Source organism: Mycolicibacterium celeriflavum, assembly GCF_010731795.1.
Lineage (GTDB): Bacteria > Actinomycetota > Actinomycetes > Mycobacteriales > Mycobacteriaceae > Mycobacterium > Mycobacterium celeriflavum.
Window position 1 is genome coordinate 3,843,778 of sequence record NZ_AP022591.1, and the last position, 19,033, is coordinate 3,862,810.

Below are 19,033 nucleotides of genomic sequence, written 5' to 3' on the forward strand. Positions count from 1 at the left end.
GGCATCGGGGCGAGCCGCCCACTAGAGTGGACGGTAGGTGCGGTGCGTCGCTCGGAGTCTTCGAGTCGCATGGCACCGACCTATTGATGGAGAGCAGGTAACCACCGATGTTCGAGAGATTCACCGACCGTGCCCGCAGGGTCGTCGTCCTGGCCCAAGAAGAGGCCCGGATGCTCAACCACAACTACATCGGAACCGAGCACATCCTGTTGGGACTCATTCACGAGGGTGAAGGTGTAGCGGCCAAGTCATTGGAGTCGCTGGGCATCTCGCTCGAGGGCGTGCGCAGCCAGGTCGAGGAGATCATCGGCCAGGGCCAGCAGGCGCCGTCCGGCCACATCCCGTTCACCCCGCGCGCCAAGAAGGTGCTGGAGCTGAGCCTGCGCGAGGCGCTGCAGCTCGGCCACAACTACATCGGCACCGAGCACATTCTGCTCGGCCTGATCCGTGAGGGTGAGGGCGTCGCCGCCCAGGTGTTGGTCAAGCTCGGCGCCGAGCTGACGCGCGTGCGCCAGCAGGTGATCCAGCTGCTGTCCGGCTATCAGGGCAAGGAGACCGCTGAGGCCGGCACCGGTGGCCGCGGCGGCGAGGCGGGCAACCCGTCGACCTCGCTGGTGCTCGACCAGTTCGGGCGCAACCTGACCGCCGCCGCTATGGAGGGCAAGCTCGACCCGGTCATCGGCCGCGAGAAGGAAATCGAGCGGGTCATGCAGGTGCTGAGCCGGCGCACCAAGAACAACCCGGTGCTGATCGGTGAGCCCGGCGTCGGCAAGACCGCCGTCGTCGAGGGCCTGGCGCAGGCGATCGTGCACGGCGAGGTCCCCGAGACGCTGAAGGACAAGCAGCTCTACACGCTGGATCTCGGCTCGCTGGTCGCCGGCTCGAGGTACCGCGGTGATTTCGAGGAACGCCTGAAGAAGGTGCTCAAGGAGATCAACACCCGCGGCGACATCATCTTGTTCATCGACGAGCTGCACACGCTCGTGGGCGCGGGTGCCGCCGAGGGCGCGATCGACGCCGCGAGCATCCTGAAGCCGAAGCTGGCCCGCGGCGAGCTGCAGACCATCGGCGCCACCACGCTCGACGAGTACCGCAAGTACATCGAGAAGGACGCCGCCCTGGAACGCCGCTTCCAGCCGGTCCAGGTGGGTGAGCCGACGGTCGAGCACACCATCGAGATCCTCAAGGGACTGCGCGACCGCTACGAGGCGCACCACCGCGTCTCGATCACCGATTCGGCGATGGTCGCGGCCGCCACGCTGGCCGACCGCTACATCAACGACCGGTTCCTGCCGGACAAGGCGATCGACCTGATCGATGAGGCCGGCGCCCGGATGCGGATCCGCCGCATGACCGCGCCGCCAGACCTGCGCGAGTTCGACGAGAAGATCGCCGATGCGCGCCGGGAGAAGGAGTCCGCGATCGACGCGCAGGACTTCGAGAAGGCGGCAAGCCTACGCGACAAGGAGAAGCAGCTGGTCGCCCAGCGCGCCGAGCGCGAGAAGCAGTGGCGCTCAGGTGATCTCGATGTGGTCGCCGAGGTCGACGACGAGCAGATCGCCGAGGTGTTGGGCAACTGGACCGGCATCCCCGTGTTCAAGCTGACCGAGGAGGAGACCACTCGGCTGCTGCGGATGGAGGACGAGATCCACAAGCGGATCATCGGCCAGGAGGACGCCGTCAAGGCGGTCTCCAAGGCGATCCGCCGCACCCGCGCCGGGCTGAAGGACCCCAAGCGTCCGTCGGGCTCGTTCATCTTCGCCGGCCCGTCCGGTGTCGGTAAGACGGAGCTGTCGAAGGCGCTGGCAAACTTTTTGTTCGGCGACGACGACGCGCTCATCCAGATCGACATGGGCGAGTTCCACGACCGGTTCACCGCCTCGCGGCTGTTCGGCGCCCCTCCGGGCTACGTCGGTTACGAGGAGGGCGGCCAGCTCACCGAGAAGGTGCGCCGCAAGCCGTTCAGTGTCGTGCTGTTCGACGAGATCGAGAAGGCGCACCAGGAGATCTACAACAGCTTGTTGCAGGTCCTCGAGGACGGCCGCCTGACCGACGGACAGGGCCGCACGGTCGACTTCAAGAACACCGTGCTGATCTTCACCTCGAACCTCGGCACGTCCGACATCAGCAAGGCGGTCGGACTGGGCTTCAGCCCCGGTGGCGGCGAGAACAACTACGAGCGGATGAAGCAGAAGGTCAACGACGAGCTGAAGAAGCACTTCCGCCCGGAGTTCCTCAACCGTATCGACGACATCATCGTCTTCCACCAGCTGACTCGCGACGAGATCATCCGCATGGTCGACCTGATGATCGGCCGAGTGTCCAACCAGCTCAAGGCCAAGGACATGACGTTGGAGTTGACGGACATGGCCAAGGCCCTGTTGGCCAAGCGCGGGTTCGATCCGGTGCTCGGCGCGCGGCCGCTGCGGCGCACCATCCAGCGCGAGATCGAGGACCAGCTGTCGGAGAAGATCCTGTTCGACGAGATCGGTCCGGGTCAGCTCGTCACGGTCGATGTCGAGAACTGGGACGGCGAGGGCGCCGGCGAGGATGCGGTGTTCACGTTCAAGGGCACCAAGAAGCCGGCTCCGGTGGCCGAGCCCGACCTCGCTCAGGCCGGTGCGGCCGGGGCGGCCAGCGCCGAATAGTCAATCGCGCCACAACGCAAATGCCCCCGAATCGCAAGGATTTCGGGGGCATTTGCGGCTGTTCGTCCAGCGGTTGCTTAGGATGTGCGATGTAATCGGCGAGCGAAGGAATCTGGTGAGAATCCAGAACGGTCGCGCCACTGTGTCAAGTCAGACCCGACGTTCGCCGACACCTCGACCCGATGCACGGCCCGCCGTGCGGGAACTGGGACGCGAAATCCCGGAAAGGACACCGACATGACCTCTCCTGAGGCCCGCAAGAGCGTTGCGCCCGCGCTGGACTTCTCGGCCACCAAGGCGGTGATGTGGTTGACGTTCACCGCATTCTTCGCCCTCCTGGTGCTCTACTTCGTCGGCATGGATCAGGGTGCGACGTCGGTGTTCGGCAACAACACCGTCATCCACGAGTTCGTGCATGACGCCCGCCACCTGCTCGGCTTCCCCTGCCACTGAGCGGACGGCGCCAGAGACAATGGAAAAGCAGATCATCGGGCGCGGCCTGCTTGCCGGCGCCCTGGCCGGACTGTTCGCGTTCATCTTTGCCCGGATCTTCGTCGAACCCGTCATCGAGCGGGCGATCGCTTACGAAGAGGGCGTCGGCGCCGCGCACGAAGCGATGGCAGGCCATGCGCACGGCGGGCACAGCCACGGTGACGGTGGCGGATTCGACCGTGTCGTGCAGGCCAACATCGGCATGGGATTGGGCGTGCTCGCCTTCAGTGTCGCGATCGCGGCATTGTTTGCCGTGGTCTTCGCGGTGGCCTACGGGCGCGTCGGCGACGTCTCGGCGCGGCTGCTGTCGGTGTACGTGGCCGGCGGAATGTTGTTGAGCCTGTACATCGTCCCTTCGCTGAAGTACCCGGCGAGCCCACCGGCGCTCAGCCTGGACGAGACGATCCGTCAGCGCACGCTGCTGTACCTGTTTATGGTGGTGCTGTCCGCGGCGCTGCTGGTCGGTGCGGTTTATCTGGGTAGGCGGTTGTCCGACCGGCTGGGCGCATGGAACGCGACGTTGGCCGCGGCAGGGTCCTACGTCGTCGCGATCGCGGTGCTGATGCTGATACTGCCTGGCATCCACGAAACACCGGGCCCGCTGCGCGACGACGCGGGCACCATCGTCTACGAGGGCTTCCCGGCCGACGCGCTCTACGAGTTCCGGCTGTTCTCGCTCGGCACGCAGGTCGTCATCTACACGACGATCGCCCTGGCGTTCGGCGCGATGGCAGCGCGGCTGCTCGGCGAGAAGCGACGGGAGAGCGTTCCTTTGTGAGTGAGGTCGTTCGGCTGACGCTCGTGTCGCATGCGTTGACGGACGCGATGTCGGCCGGACGATTCCCCACCGACGAGCCGTTGAGCCCGATCGGCCACCGGCAGGTCGACGCGTCCATCGACCTGGGTGTCGCCGATGCCGCGTTCTGCGGTCCTGAGAAGCGGACCAGGCAGACCGCCGAACTGTTGGGTCTGCATGCCGAGGTCGACGGTCGGCTCGCCGATCTGGACTGCGGACGATGGCGCGGTGACGTACTGGGCGGGGTGCGACCGGCGGACCTGGCGGTCTGGTTGACCGATCCGACGCGGGCGCCGCACGGCGGCGAATCGGTGGTCGACCTGGTCGACCGGGTGCGCGACTGGATGGAGTCGCAGACGACGGTCCGCCGCAGGCTCGTCGTGGTGACACACCCGGCGGTGATCCGGGCGGCCATCCTGGTGGCGCTTGATGCACCCGCGAAGTCGTTCTGGCGCATCGACATTGCTCCGGTCAGCCGCACGGTGATGCACTTCCGCGGGCACGCGTGGACACTCCGGTCGAACCGCTAGCCGCTGATCGGGACCAGGTCGAAAGCCTGGCGCACGATCGACAACAGCCACCCGGCGGCCGTCGGACTGCGATACCTGGGCCAGTTCAGCTGGAAGCTGACGACCCACGGCTGGCCGGTGTGGTCGACGGCATACCAGCTGAACGTCAGGTCGCCCGGCAGGTTTCCGCCCTTGGCGCCGATGTAGGCCCACTTCGACCCGTCCAGGTCGATGCCGGGAATCGCGGCGAGGATGTCCTTGACCGGCGCGGCCTCGCCGACAGCGGCCGCCTGCAGCGCGATGTGCACGCGGCAGATGTCGGCGGCGCTGCCGTACCACTCCGCGCCGAAGTTCGACGCCGGCGTGTGCGTGCGTTTTGGATCCGGTTCGTAGGGCCGCGAATTCGTCTGCTTCAGCAGTTTCGCACGGACCTGCGGGTTGCCCTGTTCTACCGCCTGCCGCCACTGCTCGCGTAGGTCCGGCCGACCCCAGCCGACCGAGAAGAGCTCGTGCATGGTGGGGAACGGCGTCATGCTGGCCGGGTCGTGATGGCCGGCCGCGACCAGTGCCCGCTCCACCGCGCCGGGACCAAGGCGTGCGATCAGCAGATCGGTGGCCATATTGTCACTGGCCGAGATCATCTGCTGGGCAGCGGTTCTCACCGATACCCGTGCGCCGGGCGGCAGTTCCTCGAGGCCGGCCGATCCGACCGCCTTGGCCCGCTTGGTGATGGTCAACGTGTCGGTCCACTCGAGCGTGCCGGCCTTCACCGCGTCGGCAACCGCAAGCAGCACATAGAGTTTGAAGATCGACGCCAACGGCAGCGACAGTTCGGTGTTGGTTCCGGCCACCACATCGCACCGGTCCGCAACCACCTTCGACACCTGATAGGAATAACGCGCGCCGGACTTCGTCAACTCGGCGTCGACGTCAGCCCATTCGTCGACGACCGGCGGTCGCAGCGACACGTCGAGCCGATCGACCAAGCCGGCTTCGTTCGTGCGCAGGTCGATTTCCTGTGCGACGCCATAAGACGTCAGCACACCCACCTTTGCTTGGCCGGCGCCGATCTCCACGTCGGTGACGGTGAACGGCCGGTCCCACCAGATCCTGTCGAGCTTGAACGCGATGTCGTCGACCTTCTCCGGCACCGCCAGGGTGCGCACCCCGACCGGCCCGATCGGCCAGTCGGAGTTGAGCATGTCCAGGGTCTGCTTGGCCCGCAGACCCTGCGGGGTGTTGATCTCGATCGGCGTGCCGTACGCGGCGTCGGCCGGTGGGGCGTCGACCTTCGAGCAACCGGCGAGCGCGACGACGACAGAGACTGCGACCGTCAGCGCGAGCGCGCGGCGCGCGTTACGCCTGCCGCTAGTGAGTGGCACCTGCAACGTCGAGGACGACCTCGAACTCGAGCAGTGACGCGCCGGTGGCAACCGGGTTGGCCTGCTGGCCTTTGTGGGCTTCGATCGCCGGGCCCGTGGCCCAGGCCTGGAAAGCTTCCTCGGACTCCCACTGCGTCACCACGAAGTAGCGGTTTTCGCCCTTGACCGGGCGCAGAAGTTGAAAGCCCAGAAAGCCGGGCTGGTTGTCGACGGCATGGGCGCGGTGTGCGAACCGCTTCTCCAGTTCGGGACCGGCGTCGGGCGGGACCTCGATTGCGTTGATCTTCACCACGGGGTTCTGGCTGGGCATGCGCTAAAGGCTACCGAATGCGCGGCGTGCACCTTGAGGCACGATGATGTCTCCCATGCAGTCCCCAGCACGCGAGCGGGCTCACCTGACCCGTCGCGGCGGCAGGGGCCGACCGCTGGTGCTCGTGCACGGCCTGATGGGGCGGGGCAGCACGTGGACGCGTCAGCTGCCGTGGCTCACTCAGCTGGGCGATGTCTATACCTACGACGCGCCGTGGCACCGGGGCCGCGACGTCGACGATGCGGCCCCGATCAGCACGGAGCGGTTCGTCGCCGAGCTCGGCGACGCGGTGTCGACGATCGGCAAGCCCGTCGTGCTGATCGGCCACTCGATGGGAGCACTGCACTCGTGGTGCCTGGCAGCGACGCGGCCCGACCTGGTGGAGGCGTTGGTCATCGAGGACATGGCACCGGACTTCCGCGGCCGCACCACCGGTCCGTGGGAGCCCTGGCTGCACGCGTTGCCGGTCGAATTCGAAACTGCGCAACGGGTTTACGACGAGTTCGGGCCGGTGGCCGGCCAGTACTTCCTGGAGGCGTTCGACCGCACGACGACCGGCTGGCGGTTGCACGGTCAACCGGCGGTGTGGATCGAAATCGCCGCCGAGTGGGGTACCCGCGACTACTGGCGGGAGTGGGAGGCCGTGCGCGTACCGGCGCTGCTGCTCGAGGCGGGCAACTCCGTCACACCTGGGGGCCAGATGGCGAAGATGGCGCAGACCGGCCACCGGACGACCTATCTGCATGTGCCCGGCGCCGGTCATCTCATCCACGACGACGCACCGCGGGCCTACCGGCAGGCGGTCGAGTCGTTCCTATCGGAACTCCCCGAGGACAGCTGAGGATGGCCGGCCCGGCGGACGCTCGAACCGGGTGCGGATCACGTCGAGATCATGCTCGACGCGCAGGACGTCGCGGTCGTCGTCGAACAGCCGGCCCGCCATCGGCGCCGCCATCCGGAACTGGTCGGGGTGCAATCGCAGGGCACCGGAGCGGTGGGCGGCCCAGCCGAACGCCGCGGCCACCGCAAATGGGGCTACCAGGATCAGCAGTGTCAGGGCAGTGGTCATGGCAGTAATCTTTCGCTCGGACATATCCGGCCAACAGTGGCAGGAATGACACATTGAGATAAAATGCTGCCATGGCGATGAAGAGCGTATCGACACTGGTGCTCGACGATCTGGCGATTTTCGAGTTCGGAGTCATCTGCGAGGTCTTCGGTATCGACCGTTCCGCCGACGGCGTGCCCAATTTCGACTTCAAGATCTGCGGGCCCCAGCCCGGCAGACCGGTCAGCACCTCCGTCGGGGCGACGATCACACCCGCTCATGGCCTCGCCGACCTGGTGGGCGCCGACCTCGTCGCGATCCCGGCGATCGGCGGATCGGAGTACCTGCCCGAGGCGCTGGCCGCCGTCCGCACCGCCGCCGACGCCGGCTCGATCATCCTCACCGTGTGCTCGGGTGCTTTCGTCGCCGGTGCCGCGGGATTGCTCGACGGCAGGCCCTGCACCACGCACTGGATGCACGCCGACGCACTCGCCCGGAAATATCCGACCGCCAAAGTCGACCGCAACGTGCTGTTCGTCGACGACGGCAACCTGATCACCAGTGCGGGCACCGCGGCGGGAATCGACGCCTGCCTGCATCTCGTCCGGCGCGAACTCGGCAGCGAGGTGACCAACAAGATCGCCCGCCGCATGGTGGTTCCGCCGCAACGCGACGGCGGTCAGCGCCAGTACATCGACCAGCCGATCCCGGTGCGATGTTCGGAACGCTTTGCCCCCCACCTTGATTGGATTCTCGGCAATCTCGACAAACCGCACACCGTTGCCACGTTGGCCGCCCGCGCGCACATGTCCGCGCGCACGTTCGCACGCCGATTCGTAGAAGAGACCGGCCGGACGCCGATGCAATGGGTTACCGATCAACGTGTGTTGTACGCGCGCACCCTGTTGGAGGAGACCGATCTCGATGTCGACCGGATCGCCGAACGCAGTGGCTTCGGCACCGCGACGCTGCTGCGCCACCACTTCCGCAGGATCATCGGAGTGACACCGTCGGACTATCGACGCAGGTTCGCTTGTGGTGCAGAGGATTCCAACGGCGGAACGCAGGAATCGGCGGCCACCGCCTGATCGCCTTCGCCGGCGAGCGCGAACCGGCCGTCGGCGGTCTGTTCGATGAGGCCGTCGACCAACAGCGAATCAAGTGCCCGGTCGCGTTGGGCGGTATCGGACAACCAGGCGACGTCGAGTTGCGCGCGGGTGACGGGAGAGTCGTTGCCGCGCAATACATCAAGCAGACGACCGCGCACCTGCCGGTCGGTGCCCGCGTAGCGCTGCGTGCGGCGCGTCCGCGCCGTCGACGAAGGAAAACCATGCGAACGCCACGCGCACATGTCCAGCGGGCACAGCCCGCACCGCGGCGCCCGAGCGGTGCACACCGTCGCGCCCAGTTCCATCAGCGCGACCGAGAACTTCGGCGCCAGTTCGTCGTCGGGCAGCAGAGTCTCGACGTCGGCGAGGTCACGCGGCGACGACGATGCCGCTGCCTCGGCGCGACCGTGCACCACCCTGGCGACGACACGACGAACGTTGGTGTCGACGACCGGCACCCGCCGGCGGTAGGCGAAGCAGGCGACTGCACGCGCGGTGTACGCGCCGACGCCCGGCAGAGTCAACAGCGTCTCGACGTCGGACGGCACGACGTCGTCGTACTCCGCGGCGATCACCGTCGCGCACTCGTGTAATCGCTTGGCGCGGCGCGGATACCCCAGCTTGCCCCACGCTCGCAACACGTCGGCGGCACTCGCCGCCGCGGTCGCCGACGGGGTCGGCCAACGCTGCACCCATGCGAGCCAGGCCGGTTCGACCCGGGCCACCGGCGTTTGTTGCAGCATGAACTCGCTGACCAGGATTTGCCACGGTGTCACCCCGGGCCGGCGCCACGGCAGGTCGCGCTGCCCGCGGTCAAACCAATCGAGCAGCTGAGGCACAATACCGGTCATGCCGAACACCAACCCAGTGACCGCATGGAAAGCACTCAAAGAGGGTAACGAGCGCTTCGTCGCCGGTAAGCCCGTCCACCCGAGCCAGGGCGTCGAGCACCGCGCGAGCCTGGCAGCGTCGCAGAAGCCGACCGCGGTGGTGTTCGGTTGCGGGGACAGCCGCGTGGCGGCCGAGATCATTTTCGATCAGGGCCTCGGAGACATGTTCGTGGTCCGTACCGCGGGACATGTCATCGACTCGGCGGTGCTGGGCTCCATCGAGTACGCGGTCAATGTGCTCAACGTGCCGCTGATCGCGGTGCTGGGCCACGACAGCTGCGGCGCGGTGAAGGCGACTTTGGCCGCACTGTACGAAGGCGTGGTGCCCGGCGGCTACGTGCGCGACATCGTTGAACGGGTGATGCCGTCGATTCTGCTGGGCAGGCGTGACGGGTTGAAGAGGGTTGACGAGTTCGAGGCCCGGCACGTCACTGAGACCGGGGCGCAGCTGATGGCCCGCTCGACGGCCATCGCCGAGGGGGTTGCTGCGGGCGACCTGGCGATCGTGGGACTGACCTACCATCTGGCCGACGGCCGGGTGGTGTTGCGAGATCATCTGGGCGACATCGGCGAAGGCTGACGGGCGACACGCCGGGTCACCTCGGGCGATAAGGCGCGACCCGGCCTTACCTTGAACTTGTGCTGGATCTGGAACCGCATGGCCCGCTACCGACGCAGATCTACTGGCGTCGCAGGGCACTGGCGCTGGGCATAGCGGTACTCGTGATCGGCGTGATCGCGGCCATCGTGGTCGTGGTTGTGAAGAACACCGGCGGCACGGACGAGGCGAACGCGGAGAAGTCTGCGTCCACCGCGGCAGCCGGGCCGACGCCGCTGCCGGGGGAGAACCCCGAAGTCAAGACGCCGGTGATGCCGCCGGCGCAGGATGCGCCGCCCCCGACGGCGACGCCGACCGCGGCGGTGGTGCCGCCGCCGCTACTCAACGAGGGCGACGATTGCCCCGATTCCTCGCTTGCCGTCAAGGGCATCACGAACCAACCGCAGTACGTCGTGGGTGATCAGCCGAAGTTCACAATGGTGGTCACCAACATCGGGCTCGTCGGCTGCAAACGCGACGTCGGTGCCGCCGTGCTGGCGGCCTACGTGTACTCGCTGGACAACGCCCGGCTCTGGTCCAACCTCGACTGTGCACCGTCGAACGAAACGCTGGTCAAGACGTTCCAGCCCGGTGAGCAGGTGACGACGGAGGTCACCTGGACGGGCATGGGCTCCGCGCCGGGTTGCCCGCTGCCGCGGCAACCCATCGGACCCGGCACGTACAACCTGGTCGTGCAGCTGGGCAATCTGCGTTCAGCGACGGTGCCGTTCATCCTCGCGGCGCCGCAGTCGCCGGTGCACGGCAACGGCGCCGCGCCGCCGCCCGGGCCCCCGCCCGCCGGCTGAGCCGCGATAGCCCGATAGCCCGCTAGGCCAGCCGGTCGGCGATCGTCGACTCCGCCAACTGCGACAGGCCTTCCCGGATGTGGCGTGCCCACATCGAGCCGATGCCCTCGACCGACTGCAGATCACCTGCGCTGGCCGCCAGCAGACCCTGCAGTGAGCCGAACGAACGCACCAGCAGGTCGACGTGCGCGAACTGCAGGCGAGGGATACCGGCCATCGCGCGGTAGCCGCGTGAGCTCATCGCCGAATCCTGCGCCTCGATTGTCGACGGGTAGCCGAAAACTCTTGCCAGCGTGGTGAAGTCGAGCAGCTCGTTGTCGGACAGGCCGTCGAGTTCGTCGAGCGTGGCGCTCACCTGCGCCGCCGACGGCGGGTCGGGATTCGCGTGATAGTCGCGCACGATCAGCTCGCGGGCGGTGTCGTTGTCGCCCACCAGCTCCTCCAATTGCAGCTTGAGCTGACGGCCGTCAGTTCCGAGTTCGACTACGTAGGAATCGATCTCGAGGCTGATGCGACGAACCATCTCGAGCCGCTGCACCACTGTCATCACGTCGCGCAAGGTGACGAAGTCTTCGATCTCGGCCGTCGAGAGCTGCCTGCTGACCTCGTCGAGGCGCGTCTTGTAACGCTCGAGGGTGTCGATGGTCTGGTTGGCGCGCGACAGAATGGTCGCCGAGTCCGGGATCACGTGGCGCTCCCCGGCCACATACACGGTCACGATGCTCATCGAATGGCTCACTGAGATCACCGGATAGCCGGTCTGGATCGCGGCACGCTCGGCGGAGCGGTGCCGCGTCCCTGATTCCTCGGTGGGGATCGACGGATCAGGCACCAGTTGCACGTTGGCCCGCAGAATGCGACTGCCGTCGCTGGAGAGCACCACGGCGCCGTCCATCTTGGACAGCTCGCGCAGCCGTGTCGGCGCATAGCGGACGTCGAGGGAAAAGCCACCGTCGCAGATCGCCTCGACGCTGTCGTCGTAGCCGATCAGGATCAGCGCGCCGGTGCGTCCGCGCAGGATGCGCTCGAGACCGTCGCGCAGTGCGGTTCCGGGCGCCAACCGGGCGATGGTCTCGCGCAGCGTCGGCCGGGCCAACGGCACCACGGTGCGACCCGATCTTCCGCCCGACTTCACGGCCATCGCCCCTCCCTAGGATCGGCCGTCATTGCACTATCTTCGCTGATCTTTGCTGATTTCGCGTAAAACCCGCAACGCCGAACCGATGTCGTCGGCAGTGATCGCACGCAGCCCGGCAGGAACCGACGTCACGCCCGGCGGTATCACCGCCGAGGTGAAGCCGAGCCGCGCCGCCTCGGCCAGCCGACGGTCCATGCCCGTGACCCCCCGCAGGTCACCGGCCAGCCCGACCTCACCGATCGCGACCGCCTCGGCCGGCATCGGCAGGTTCATCGTGGACGATGCGATGGCCACCGCGACCGCGAGGTCCGTCGACGGATCGGTCAGCCGCATCCCGCCCACCGTGGACAGGTAGATGTCGCGCGTGGCGACCGCCAGGCCCGCGTGTCTGTCGAGCACCGCGGTGATCATCGCCGCGCGTGACGCGTCGATACCGCTGACCGCCCGCCGCGGAGTTCCGTTCGCGGGTGGTCCGATCAGCGCCTGCACCTCACCGATCAACGGCCGCTTGCCGTCGAGAGCGACCGTGATCGCCGTGCCCGCAACCGGTTTCGGGCGTTGGTCGCGGAACAGGGCGGAAGGGTCGGCGACGCCCTCTATCCCGTTGTCGTGCAACAGAAAGCAACCGACCTCGTCGGCGGCGCCGAACCGGTTCTTGACGCCGCGGACCATTCGAAGCGACGACGCGCGGTCACCCTCGAAGTGCAGCACGACGTCGACCAGGTGCTCCAGTGAGCGTGGCCCCGCGATCGCGCCGTCCTTGGTGACGTGACCGACGAGGATCATCGCGACGCCCCGGGACGGGCCGGCCTTGGCATAGGACGTCAGCGCGGTGGTGACGGCCCGCACCTGGGTGACGCCGCCGGTTACCCCGTCGGCCTCGGTGCTGGACATCGTCTGCACCGAGTCGACCACCACCAGGCTGGGCTGCACTTCGTCGATGTGCCCCAGCGCCGTCGCCAGATCCGATTCGGCGGCCAGGTAGACCTCGTCGTGCGTGCATCCCGTGCGTTCGGCTCGCATCCGGATCTGGCCTGCTGACTCCTCACCCGAGAGGTACAGCGCGCGCCGACCGGCCGCCGCCCACCGGTGTGCGACCTCCAGCAGCAGCGTCGACTTGCCGACTCCGGGGTCGCCGGCCAGTAGCGTCACCGAGCCGGGAACCAGGCCGCCGCCGAGCACCCGGTCGAATTCCGTGACGCCCGTGTGGAAGTGGCGGGTGCGGCCGGGATCGATGGAGGTGATCGGCACGGCCGGGGAGGAGGGTGCGACCGAACGTCGCGCGCCCGCTCCGGCCACCGCGGAGAGGACGGCTACCTCGTCGACCGTGCCCCAGGTGCCGCACTCCGGGCAGCGGCCGACCCACTTGAGGGTGATGTGGTGGCATTCTGAGCAGCGGTACTGCGAATGCGCCTTGACGCCACCTTTGGCCACGCTGTGACGGTAACCGTCGCCTCCGACAGAAACCGACAGAAACTCACTGGTGAGCCGCCGTGTCGCCGACTTCGCTCAGTGCCCGCCGCCGTGACCGCCGGCCGTGTCGCCCGCCTCGGCGGCGTCCCCGCGTCGCGGCTCCTCGCCCGCCGAGATCGGCACCGGCACGGTGGTCTCGCCGGCCTTCTGGAACTTGAACGTGAAGTCGTACGTCAGCCCGTTGGTGATCGGCTTGGACAGCGTCACCTTCGCCTCGGCGGCTTCGGCCGCCTCGACGCTCTCCAACGGGGTGATCTGCCCGTCGGGCGCGCCGACGGTGAGCGCACCGCCGGCCGGCAGCGTGGTGTCACCGGTCAGTGTCACTTTGCCGATGTCGGAGGTGACCGACACCAGTTTGTCCGCCTGGTCGGGCGAGGCGTTGGACGCCTGGAAGATCAGCTCCACCTCTTTGCCCGGCTGGACGAAGTCGCTCACCTGCTCGGCCCGCAGGTGCACGTTGCGCAATGCGATCGAGCCGAGGTCGGCGCTGGTGCCGTTGACGGCCGGCTCCTGCAAGGTCATCTGTGAAACCTGACCGGAACTGCAGCCAACGAGCGCGACGGCGGCGGCCAGCCCACAGGCGGCCAGTTTGAAGCGGTCCACTCTTGCCTCCTGCTCGACCGTCGAGCGGCCGATGCGACCGGCCGCGGGGATTCGACTATGCACAGTAGTAGGTGCGCGCAGTAGGCGGTAGCGCAGGGCCGATGGCGTGCCCGAACTCTCGCCGGAGCCACCGGCCAAGATCGGTAATCCGCGTGTTCAGGGCGCTGCGACGGCTATCGCCGGGGCGCCGACGAGTCACCTGTCGGACATCAGAGCCATGCATGGATTCGCCGTCGTGTCAACCCCTGGTGTTCTCCTGAGGTGCCCCTGACCTGCACCGTTGGTGCGCCCCCGTCTGGGGCCCGTGCTAGCATTGGAGTGTGAAAGGGGCTCGAAACTGATGATTTTCAAGGTCGGAGACACCGTTGTTTATCCCCACCACGGTGCTGCGTTGATCGAAGCGATCGAAACCCGGACCATCAAAGGCGAACAGAAGGAATATCTCGTCTTGAAGGTCGCCCAAGGCGACCTCACGGTTCGAGTACCCGCCGAGAACGCAGAGTATGTCGGGGTGCGCGACGTCGTCGGACAGGAGGGCCTGGACAAGGTTTTCCAGGTGCTCCGCGCCCCCCATACAGAGGAGCCGACCAACTGGTCGCGGCGGTACAAGGCCAATCTCGAGAAGTTGGCTTCAGGTGACGTCAACAAGGTCGCCGAAGTCGTCCGCGACTTGTGGCGACGCGATCAGGAGCGTGGCCTGTCCGCGGGGGAAAAGCGGATGCTCGCCAAGGCGCGGCAGATCCTGGTGGGCGAGCTCGCGCTGGCCGAGAACACCGACGACGAGAAGGCCGCGACCATTCTCGACGAGGCACTAGCCGCCGCTTCCTGAAGTCGATGACGAGCCTGCCAAGGGTCGGGCTCGGCACCGACGTGCACCCCATCCAGGTCGGGCGGCCCTGCTGGTTGCTGTGCCTGCTGTTCGACGATGCCGAGGGCTGCGCAGGCCATTCCGACGGCGATGTCGCTGCGCACGCGCTGTGCGATGCGCTTCTGTCGGCAGCCGGGCTCGGCGATCTCGGCGAGGTGTTCGGCACCGGCCGTCCCCAGTGGCGGGACGCCAGCGGTGCCGACATGCTGCGGCACGTCCGCGAGTTGGTTGATGGGCAGGGTTTCCACATCGTCAATGCGGCCGTCCAGGTCATCGGCAACCGACCCAAGGTCGGCCCGCGGCGTGGCGAGGCGCAGGAACTTCTGTCCGGATTGCTCGACGCCCCCGTGTCGGTGAGCGCGACCACCACCGACGGGCTGGGCCTGACCGGCCGCGGCGAGGGGCTCGCCGCGATCGCGACCGCGTTGGTGGTGAAGCCCGAATAGGCCGGTAAGCTGGCCGGTCGTGAGTGGAGCGAACGGTCGGGAAGGGTGACCGAACTGCGGCTGTACGACACCATGACCGGTGCTGTGCGCGATTTCGTGCCGGTCCGCCCCGGCCACGCTTCCGTTTACCTGTGTGGTGCCACCGTGCAGGGCCTGCCACACATCGGACACGTTCGCAGCGGCGTCGCCTTCGACGTGTTGCGGCGCTGGCTGCTGGCCAAGGGCTACGACGTCGCGTTCATCCGCAATGTCACCGACATCGACGACAAGATCCTCAACAAGGCCGCCGACGCGGGCAGGCCGTGGTGGGAGTGGGCCGCCACGTATGAGCGCGCGTTCTCGGCGGCTTACGACGCGCTCGGCGTGCTGCCGCCATCTGCCGAGCCGCGCGCCACCGGTCACATCACCCAGATGGTCGAGCTGATCGAGCGGTTGATCGAGCGCGGACACGCCTACGCCAGCGGCGGTGACGTGTACTTCGACGTGCTCAGCATGCCGGGCTACGGCAAGCTGTCCGGCCACCGGATCGACGACGTGCATCAGGGTGAGGGCGTCGCGACCGGCAAGCGCGACGACCGCGACTTCACGCTGTGGAAGGGCGCCAAGCCCGGTGAACCGTCCTGGCCGACGCCATGGGGTCGGGGCAGGCCGGGCTGGCACACCGAATGCGTCGCGATGTGCGAGGCCTACCTCGGCGCCCAGTTCGACATTCACGCGGGCGGTATGGATCTGGTGTTCCCGCACCACGAGAACGAGATCGCCCAGGCCGAGGCCGCGGGCGACCCGTTCGCCCGGTACTGGCTGCACAACGGCTGGGTCACCATGGGCGGTGAGAAGATGAGCAAGTCGCTGGGCAATGTGCTCGCGATTCCCGCTGTGCTGCAACGGGTCCGGGCCTCGGAACTGAGGTATTACCTGGGCAGCGCGCACTATCGGTCGATGCTCGAGTTCTCGGAGACGGCGCTGCAGGACGCGGCGAAGGCCTACACCGGGATCGAGGACTTTCTGCACCGTGTGCGCAACCGTGTCGGTGCGGTTGTGCCCGGCGAGTGGACGCCGAAGTTCGGTGCCGCGCTCGACGACGACCTGTCGGTGCCGATCGCGCTGGCTGAGGTGCACGCCGCCCGCGCCGAGGGCAATCGGGCCCTCGACGTCGGCGACCACGAGACAGCGTTGAGCCAGGCGATGTCGATCCGCGCGATGATGGGCATCCTCGGCGCCGACCCACTCGACGAGCGCTGGGAGTCCAAGGACGAGACGTCGGCGGCGTTGGCGGCGGTCGACGTGCTGGTGCAGGCGGAAGTGAAGCGCCGCGAGGACGCACGGGCGCGGCGGGACTGGGCCGAGGCCGACGCGATCCGGGACCGCCTAAAGGAAGCGGGCATCGAGGTCACCGATACTGCCGACGGCCCGCAGTGGACGCTGCTCGACGGGTACCCCAAGTAGATGGCGGGCAATTCACGGCGCAGGGGTGCGGTCCGCAAACCGGGCACCAAGAAGGGACCGACGGTCGGGTCGGGCGGTGTGCGGCGACGGGGCCTCGAAGGCCGCGGCGCCACCCCACCCGCGCACATGCGCCCCAATCATCCGGCCGCAAAGCGCGCCGCCAAGGCGGCGAAGTCGCAGGGGCGGCGGCAAGGCAAGAAGACCGACGACACCGAGGTCGTGCTGGGCCGCAATCCGGTGCTGGAGTGCCTGCGGGCGGATGTGCCGGCCACGGCGCTGTACGTCGCGCTGGGCGCGGACGCCGACGAACGGCTGACCGAGGCCGTGCAGATCGCCGCCGATGCGGGCATCTCGATTCTCGAGGTGCCGCGCCACGATCTCGACCGGATCGCCACCAACGGCTTGCATCAGAGTGTGGCGCTTCAGGTTCCGCCTTACTCGTATGCACACCCCGACGACCTGCTCGCGTCGGCGAGAGCAGCCGGTTCGCCGGCCCTGCTGGTGGCCCTGGACAACATCTCGGATCCGCGCAACCTCGGTGCGATCGTGCGATCGGTGGCCGCGTTCGGCGGCCATGGCGTGCTGATCCCGCAACGCCGGTCGGCGTCGGTCACTGCGGTGGCGTGGCGCACCAGCGCGGGTGCCGCGGCGCGGTTGCCGGTGGCACGCGCGACGAATCTCACTCGGACACTGAAGAGTTGGGCCGACGCCGGCTTGCAGATCGTCGGGTTGGACGCCGACGGGGACACCACCGTCGACGAGCTCGACGGGTCGGGCCCGATCGTGGTGGTGGTCGGTTCCGAGGGCAAGGGGCTGTCACGGTTGGTCCGGGAGACCTGTGACGCCGTGGTGTCCATTCCGATGGCCGGCCCCACCGAGTCGTTGAACGCGTCGGTGGCCGCCGGCGTGGTGCTCGCCGAGATCGCCCGCCAACGCCGTCCTTCTTGAGAGCTCGCTGAAAGAGGCTCAGCTCCACGGATCGGCGGGCTGCCAGAGCGTGGGCAGGTGCAGCGCGACGCCATCCTCGTGGGCCAGCCGCGACAACACCCGCATCGAAACGTCGAGATCATCGGCGGCGTAGGGCAGCGCGCGCAGCGGTTCGTGCAGCGGACGGAAGAAGTCGTCCCAGTGGATGAGCACCACGCGGCGCGCGCGCACCGTCCGCACGGTCTCCTGCCAGTAGTCGACGAGATACCGCTCGGGTTGTAATCCGAGTTGCCCGACACCGAGGTACGCCACGTCGGCGCGCTGTCCTGCCAGTGCGCCAGGCACGAACCCCGCGCTGCCGACCACCAGCAGGCGTCGACCCGACGGCCGGTGGTGAACCAACGTGGACCACGCCTCGCCACATCGGTATGCCGACACTTTGACCGGTGGGACGACCGGTCGGGTGATGACGCCGGGGAACCGGTCGGGTGGACAGTGGTCACCCTCGATGAGCGTGACGTCGTAGGCCCCGAGCCGGACGGGCTCCCCGGGGGTGACGACGACGAGGCGGTCTTCCGGCAGCCGGTGGCCGCGGCCCACCTGGGCGGCCGACTTTCCGCCCACGATGTTCGCACCGGTCCGTTCGGCGACCACCGCGCTGTCCATCGCGTGGTCGTAGTGAGTGTGGACGGGCAGGACGGCTTGCAGCCGGTCGATGCGCAGGCGGGTCAGGCAGCCGTCGATGCGCGGTTGCGACGGCGCGAGCCGCCGCAAGGCCACTTCGCCGAGGCTGGGCCGCGAGAAGAAGCCGTCGGTCAGTACGGCCGAATTGCCGTCGTCGATCAGCAGAGTGGTGACACCCGCCCAGGTGACGGTCAGGGGTGTGCTCGCCGACGCCGGTGGCGTGTCGAAGTAGCTCGCGTAGTCCGTGAGGTCCGGCCTGCCGACCTTGAGGCGCATAGCGCCAACCTTATGACGCGCCGGCCAACACCTCAGCGACCCCGTCGGCATCCCCTTGACCGCAGATCAGCACCACTGGGGTGCGCACCCGACCTCCCTGTGTTGAAAATGATTGTCATTAACGTTAGCGTACCGAGGTGAGGAGGAACATGTCTTGCCGTCACCACGCAGACGATCGGTCGTGGCAATTGCGCGCACGGTGTCGTGGGATGCCGACCGAGATCTTCTTCGCGTCCGATGCCGAGCGCGGTCAGCGCCGGGCAGTTCGCGAGGAACGAGCCAAGGAAGTGTGCCGTCGGTGTCCGGTGCAACGCGATTGCCTGCGGTATGCGCTCACGCATGTGGAGCCCTGGGGCATCTGGGGCGCGACGACGCCGCGAGAGCGGCAGCGGCTCGGCGTATCTCGCTCAGGTTGATCAGCGCCGGCGGACTCGGGTGTGGCAGGATCGTCCCCGACAGGCGACCGTGACCCGAGGAAGCCGGTGTGAATCCGGCGCGGTCCCGCCACTGTGATCGGCGCATTCTTTCGACCGCGCCGAGAGCCAGATACTCCTCGCGGTCGCCTCCTCACCACAACTGGGGCG

At 67.7% G+C, this 19,033-nt stretch carries 21 protein-coding genes and 1 riboswitch; of the genes, 13 read left to right on the plus strand and 8 right to left on the minus strand.

What is annotated here, in order from left to right; translation table 11 throughout:
• Positions 1-107 precede the first annotated feature (107 nt).
• The 4 genes from clpC1 (at position 108) to G6N18_RS18625 (ending at position 4,466) form a co-directional block, all read left to right on the plus strand.
• Positions 108-2,648, plus strand: a complete 2,541-nt coding sequence (clpC1, locus tag G6N18_RS18610; RefSeq protein WP_083004660.1) for an ATP-dependent protease ATP-binding subunit ClpC — start codon at positions 108-110, stop codon at positions 2,646-2,648.
• Positions 2,649-2,885: 237 nt separating this feature from the next.
• Positions 2,886-3,101, plus strand: a complete 216-nt coding sequence (locus tag G6N18_RS18615; RefSeq protein ID WP_067222224.1) for a CbtB domain-containing protein — start codon at positions 2,886-2,888, stop codon at positions 3,099-3,101.
• 19 nt (positions 3,102-3,120) lie between these two features.
• Positions 3,121-3,918 carry a CbtA family protein gene (locus G6N18_RS18620; RefSeq protein WP_083004663.1) on the plus strand — a complete coding sequence of 266 codons (798 nt, stop codon included), beginning with the start codon at positions 3,121-3,123 and terminating at the stop codon, positions 3,916-3,918.
• Positions 3,915-4,466 carry a histidine phosphatase family protein gene (locus G6N18_RS18625; protein WP_083004666.1) on the plus strand — a complete coding sequence of 184 codons (552 nt, stop codon included), beginning with the start codon at positions 3,915-3,917 and terminating at the stop codon, positions 4,464-4,466. The genes G6N18_RS18620 and G6N18_RS18625 overlap by 4 nt, the downstream gene beginning before the upstream one ends.
• Here G6N18_RS18625 and G6N18_RS18630 read toward each other — a convergent pair.
• Together G6N18_RS18630 and mhuD are read right to left on the minus strand one after the other, a co-directional pair.
• Positions 4,463-5,827, minus strand: coding sequence for a serine hydrolase (locus G6N18_RS18630; protein WP_234806208.1), 1,365 nt, complete (start codon positions 5,825-5,827; stop codon positions 4,463-4,465). The genes G6N18_RS18625 and G6N18_RS18630 overlap by 4 nt on opposite strands.
• On the minus strand, positions 5,814-6,137 hold the full coding sequence (gene mhuD / locus G6N18_RS18635) for a mycobilin-forming heme oxygenase MhuD (RefSeq protein WP_059101672.1): 324 nt from the start codon (positions 6,135-6,137) through the stop codon (positions 5,814-5,816). The genes G6N18_RS18630 and mhuD overlap by 14 nt, the downstream gene beginning before the upstream one ends.
• A gap of 55 nt (positions 6,138-6,192) precedes the next feature.
• On the opposite strand from mhuD, the gene G6N18_RS18640 reads away from it, so the two are divergent.
• Complete coding sequence (locus G6N18_RS18640; protein ID WP_083004811.1) at positions 6,193-6,978, plus strand: alpha/beta fold hydrolase; 786 nt, start codon at positions 6,193-6,195, stop codon at positions 6,976-6,978.
• Here G6N18_RS18640 and G6N18_RS18645 read toward each other — a convergent pair.
• Positions 6,952-7,206, minus strand: a complete 255-nt coding sequence (locus tag G6N18_RS18645; RefSeq protein WP_083004671.1) for a hypothetical protein — start codon at positions 7,204-7,206, stop codon at positions 6,952-6,954. The two genes, G6N18_RS18640 and G6N18_RS18645, sit on opposite strands and share 27 nt — an antisense overlap.
• A 71-nt stretch (positions 7,207-7,277) precedes the next feature.
• Between G6N18_RS18645 and G6N18_RS18650 the strand changes: the two genes are divergently transcribed.
• A complete protein-coding gene (locus tag G6N18_RS18650) occupies positions 7,278-8,273 on the plus strand; it encodes a GlxA family transcriptional regulator (protein WP_083004675.1) in 996 nt (331 codons plus the stop codon).
• On the opposite strand, the gene G6N18_RS18655 is transcribed toward G6N18_RS18650, so the two are convergent.
• Positions 8,201-9,145 carry an HhH-GPD family protein gene (locus G6N18_RS18655; RefSeq protein WP_083004678.1) on the minus strand — a complete coding sequence of 315 codons (945 nt, stop codon included), beginning with the start codon at positions 9,143-9,145 and terminating at the stop codon, positions 8,201-8,203. The genes G6N18_RS18650 and G6N18_RS18655 overlap by 73 nt on opposite strands.
• On the opposite strand from G6N18_RS18655, the gene G6N18_RS18660 reads away from it, so the two are divergent.
• Together G6N18_RS18660 and G6N18_RS18665 are read left to right on the plus strand one after the other, a co-directional pair.
• Positions 9,144-9,764: a carbonic anhydrase gene (locus G6N18_RS18660; RefSeq protein ID WP_083004682.1), complete on the plus strand. Its 621-nt coding sequence runs from the start codon at positions 9,144-9,146 to the stop codon at positions 9,762-9,764. The genes G6N18_RS18655 and G6N18_RS18660 overlap by 2 nt on opposite strands.
• 59 nt (positions 9,765-9,823) lie before the next feature.
• Positions 9,824-10,588: a hypothetical protein gene (locus tag G6N18_RS18665; protein WP_067222243.1), complete on the plus strand. Its 765-nt coding sequence runs from the start codon at positions 9,824-9,826 to the stop codon at positions 10,586-10,588.
• Positions 10,589-10,610: 22 nt separating this feature from the next.
• Here G6N18_RS18665 and disA read toward each other — a convergent pair whose 3' ends face one another.
• The 3 genes from disA to G6N18_RS18680 all read right to left on the minus strand — a co-directional run bounded on the left by disA (position 10,611) and on the right by G6N18_RS18680 (position 13,802).
• The gene (gene disA, locus G6N18_RS18670; protein ID WP_083004685.1) at positions 10,611-11,729 is read right to left on the minus strand and encodes a DNA integrity scanning diadenylate cyclase DisA; all 1,119 of its coding nucleotides are present in this window, start codon (positions 11,727-11,729) and stop codon (positions 10,611-10,613) included.
• Between the two features lie 30 nt (positions 11,730-11,759).
• The gene (radA, locus tag G6N18_RS18675) at positions 11,760-13,160 is read right to left on the minus strand and encodes a DNA repair protein RadA (RefSeq protein WP_083004689.1); all 1,401 of its coding nucleotides are present in this window, start codon (positions 13,158-13,160) and stop codon (positions 11,760-11,762) included.
• Between the two features lie 75 nt (positions 13,161-13,235).
• A complete protein-coding gene (locus G6N18_RS18680; protein ID WP_083004693.1) occupies positions 13,236-13,802 on the minus strand; it encodes a copper chaperone PCu(A)C domain-containing protein in 567 nt (188 codons plus the stop codon).
• A 340-nt stretch (positions 13,803-14,142) separates the two neighbouring features.
• Here G6N18_RS18680 and carD point away from each other — a divergent pair, with 340 nt between their 5' ends.
• Genes carD through rlmB form a run of 4 tightly spaced genes read left to right on the plus strand, consistent with a single transcriptional unit; the run spans position 14,143 to position 17,510 of the window.
• On the plus strand, positions 14,143-14,631 hold the full coding sequence (gene carD, locus G6N18_RS18685; protein WP_003888533.1) for an RNA polymerase-binding transcription factor CarD: 489 nt from the start codon (positions 14,143-14,145) through the stop codon (positions 14,629-14,631).
• A gap of 5 nt (positions 14,632-14,636) precedes the next feature.
• Positions 14,637-15,116, plus strand: coding sequence for a 2-C-methyl-D-erythritol 2,4-cyclodiphosphate synthase (gene ispF, locus G6N18_RS18690; protein WP_083004697.1), 480 nt, complete (start codon positions 14,637-14,639; stop codon positions 15,114-15,116).
• A 45-nt stretch (positions 15,117-15,161) separates the two neighbouring features.
• Positions 15,162-16,562 carry a cysteine--tRNA ligase gene (cysS, locus tag G6N18_RS18695; RefSeq protein ID WP_083004700.1) on the plus strand — a complete coding sequence of 467 codons (1,401 nt, stop codon included), beginning with the start codon at positions 15,162-15,164 and terminating at the stop codon, positions 16,560-16,562.
• Positions 16,563-17,510 (plus strand): 23S rRNA (guanosine(2251)-2'-O)-methyltransferase RlmB, encoded by a 948-nt coding sequence (gene rlmB / locus G6N18_RS18700; protein ID WP_083004703.1) that lies wholly within the window; start codon positions 16,563-16,565, stop codon positions 17,508-17,510.
• A gap of 18 nt (positions 17,511-17,528) precedes the next feature.
• Here rlmB and G6N18_RS18705 read toward each other — a convergent pair whose 3' ends face one another.
• Positions 17,529-18,449 carry an MBL fold metallo-hydrolase gene (locus G6N18_RS18705; protein WP_083004706.1) on the minus strand — a complete coding sequence of 307 codons (921 nt, stop codon included), beginning with the start codon at positions 18,447-18,449 and terminating at the stop codon, positions 17,529-17,531.
• 149 nt (positions 18,450-18,598) lie between these two features.
• Here G6N18_RS18705 and G6N18_RS18710 point away from each other — a divergent pair, with 149 nt between their 5' ends.
• Positions 18,599-18,865 (plus strand): WhiB family transcriptional regulator, encoded by a 267-nt coding sequence (locus tag G6N18_RS18710; RefSeq protein WP_083004814.1) that lies wholly within the window; start codon positions 18,599-18,601, stop codon positions 18,863-18,865.
• 33 nt (positions 18,866-18,898) lie between these two features.
• Positions 18,899-19,021: riboswitch (cobalamin riboswitch) on the plus strand.
• Positions 19,022-19,033: the final 12 nt, after the last annotated feature.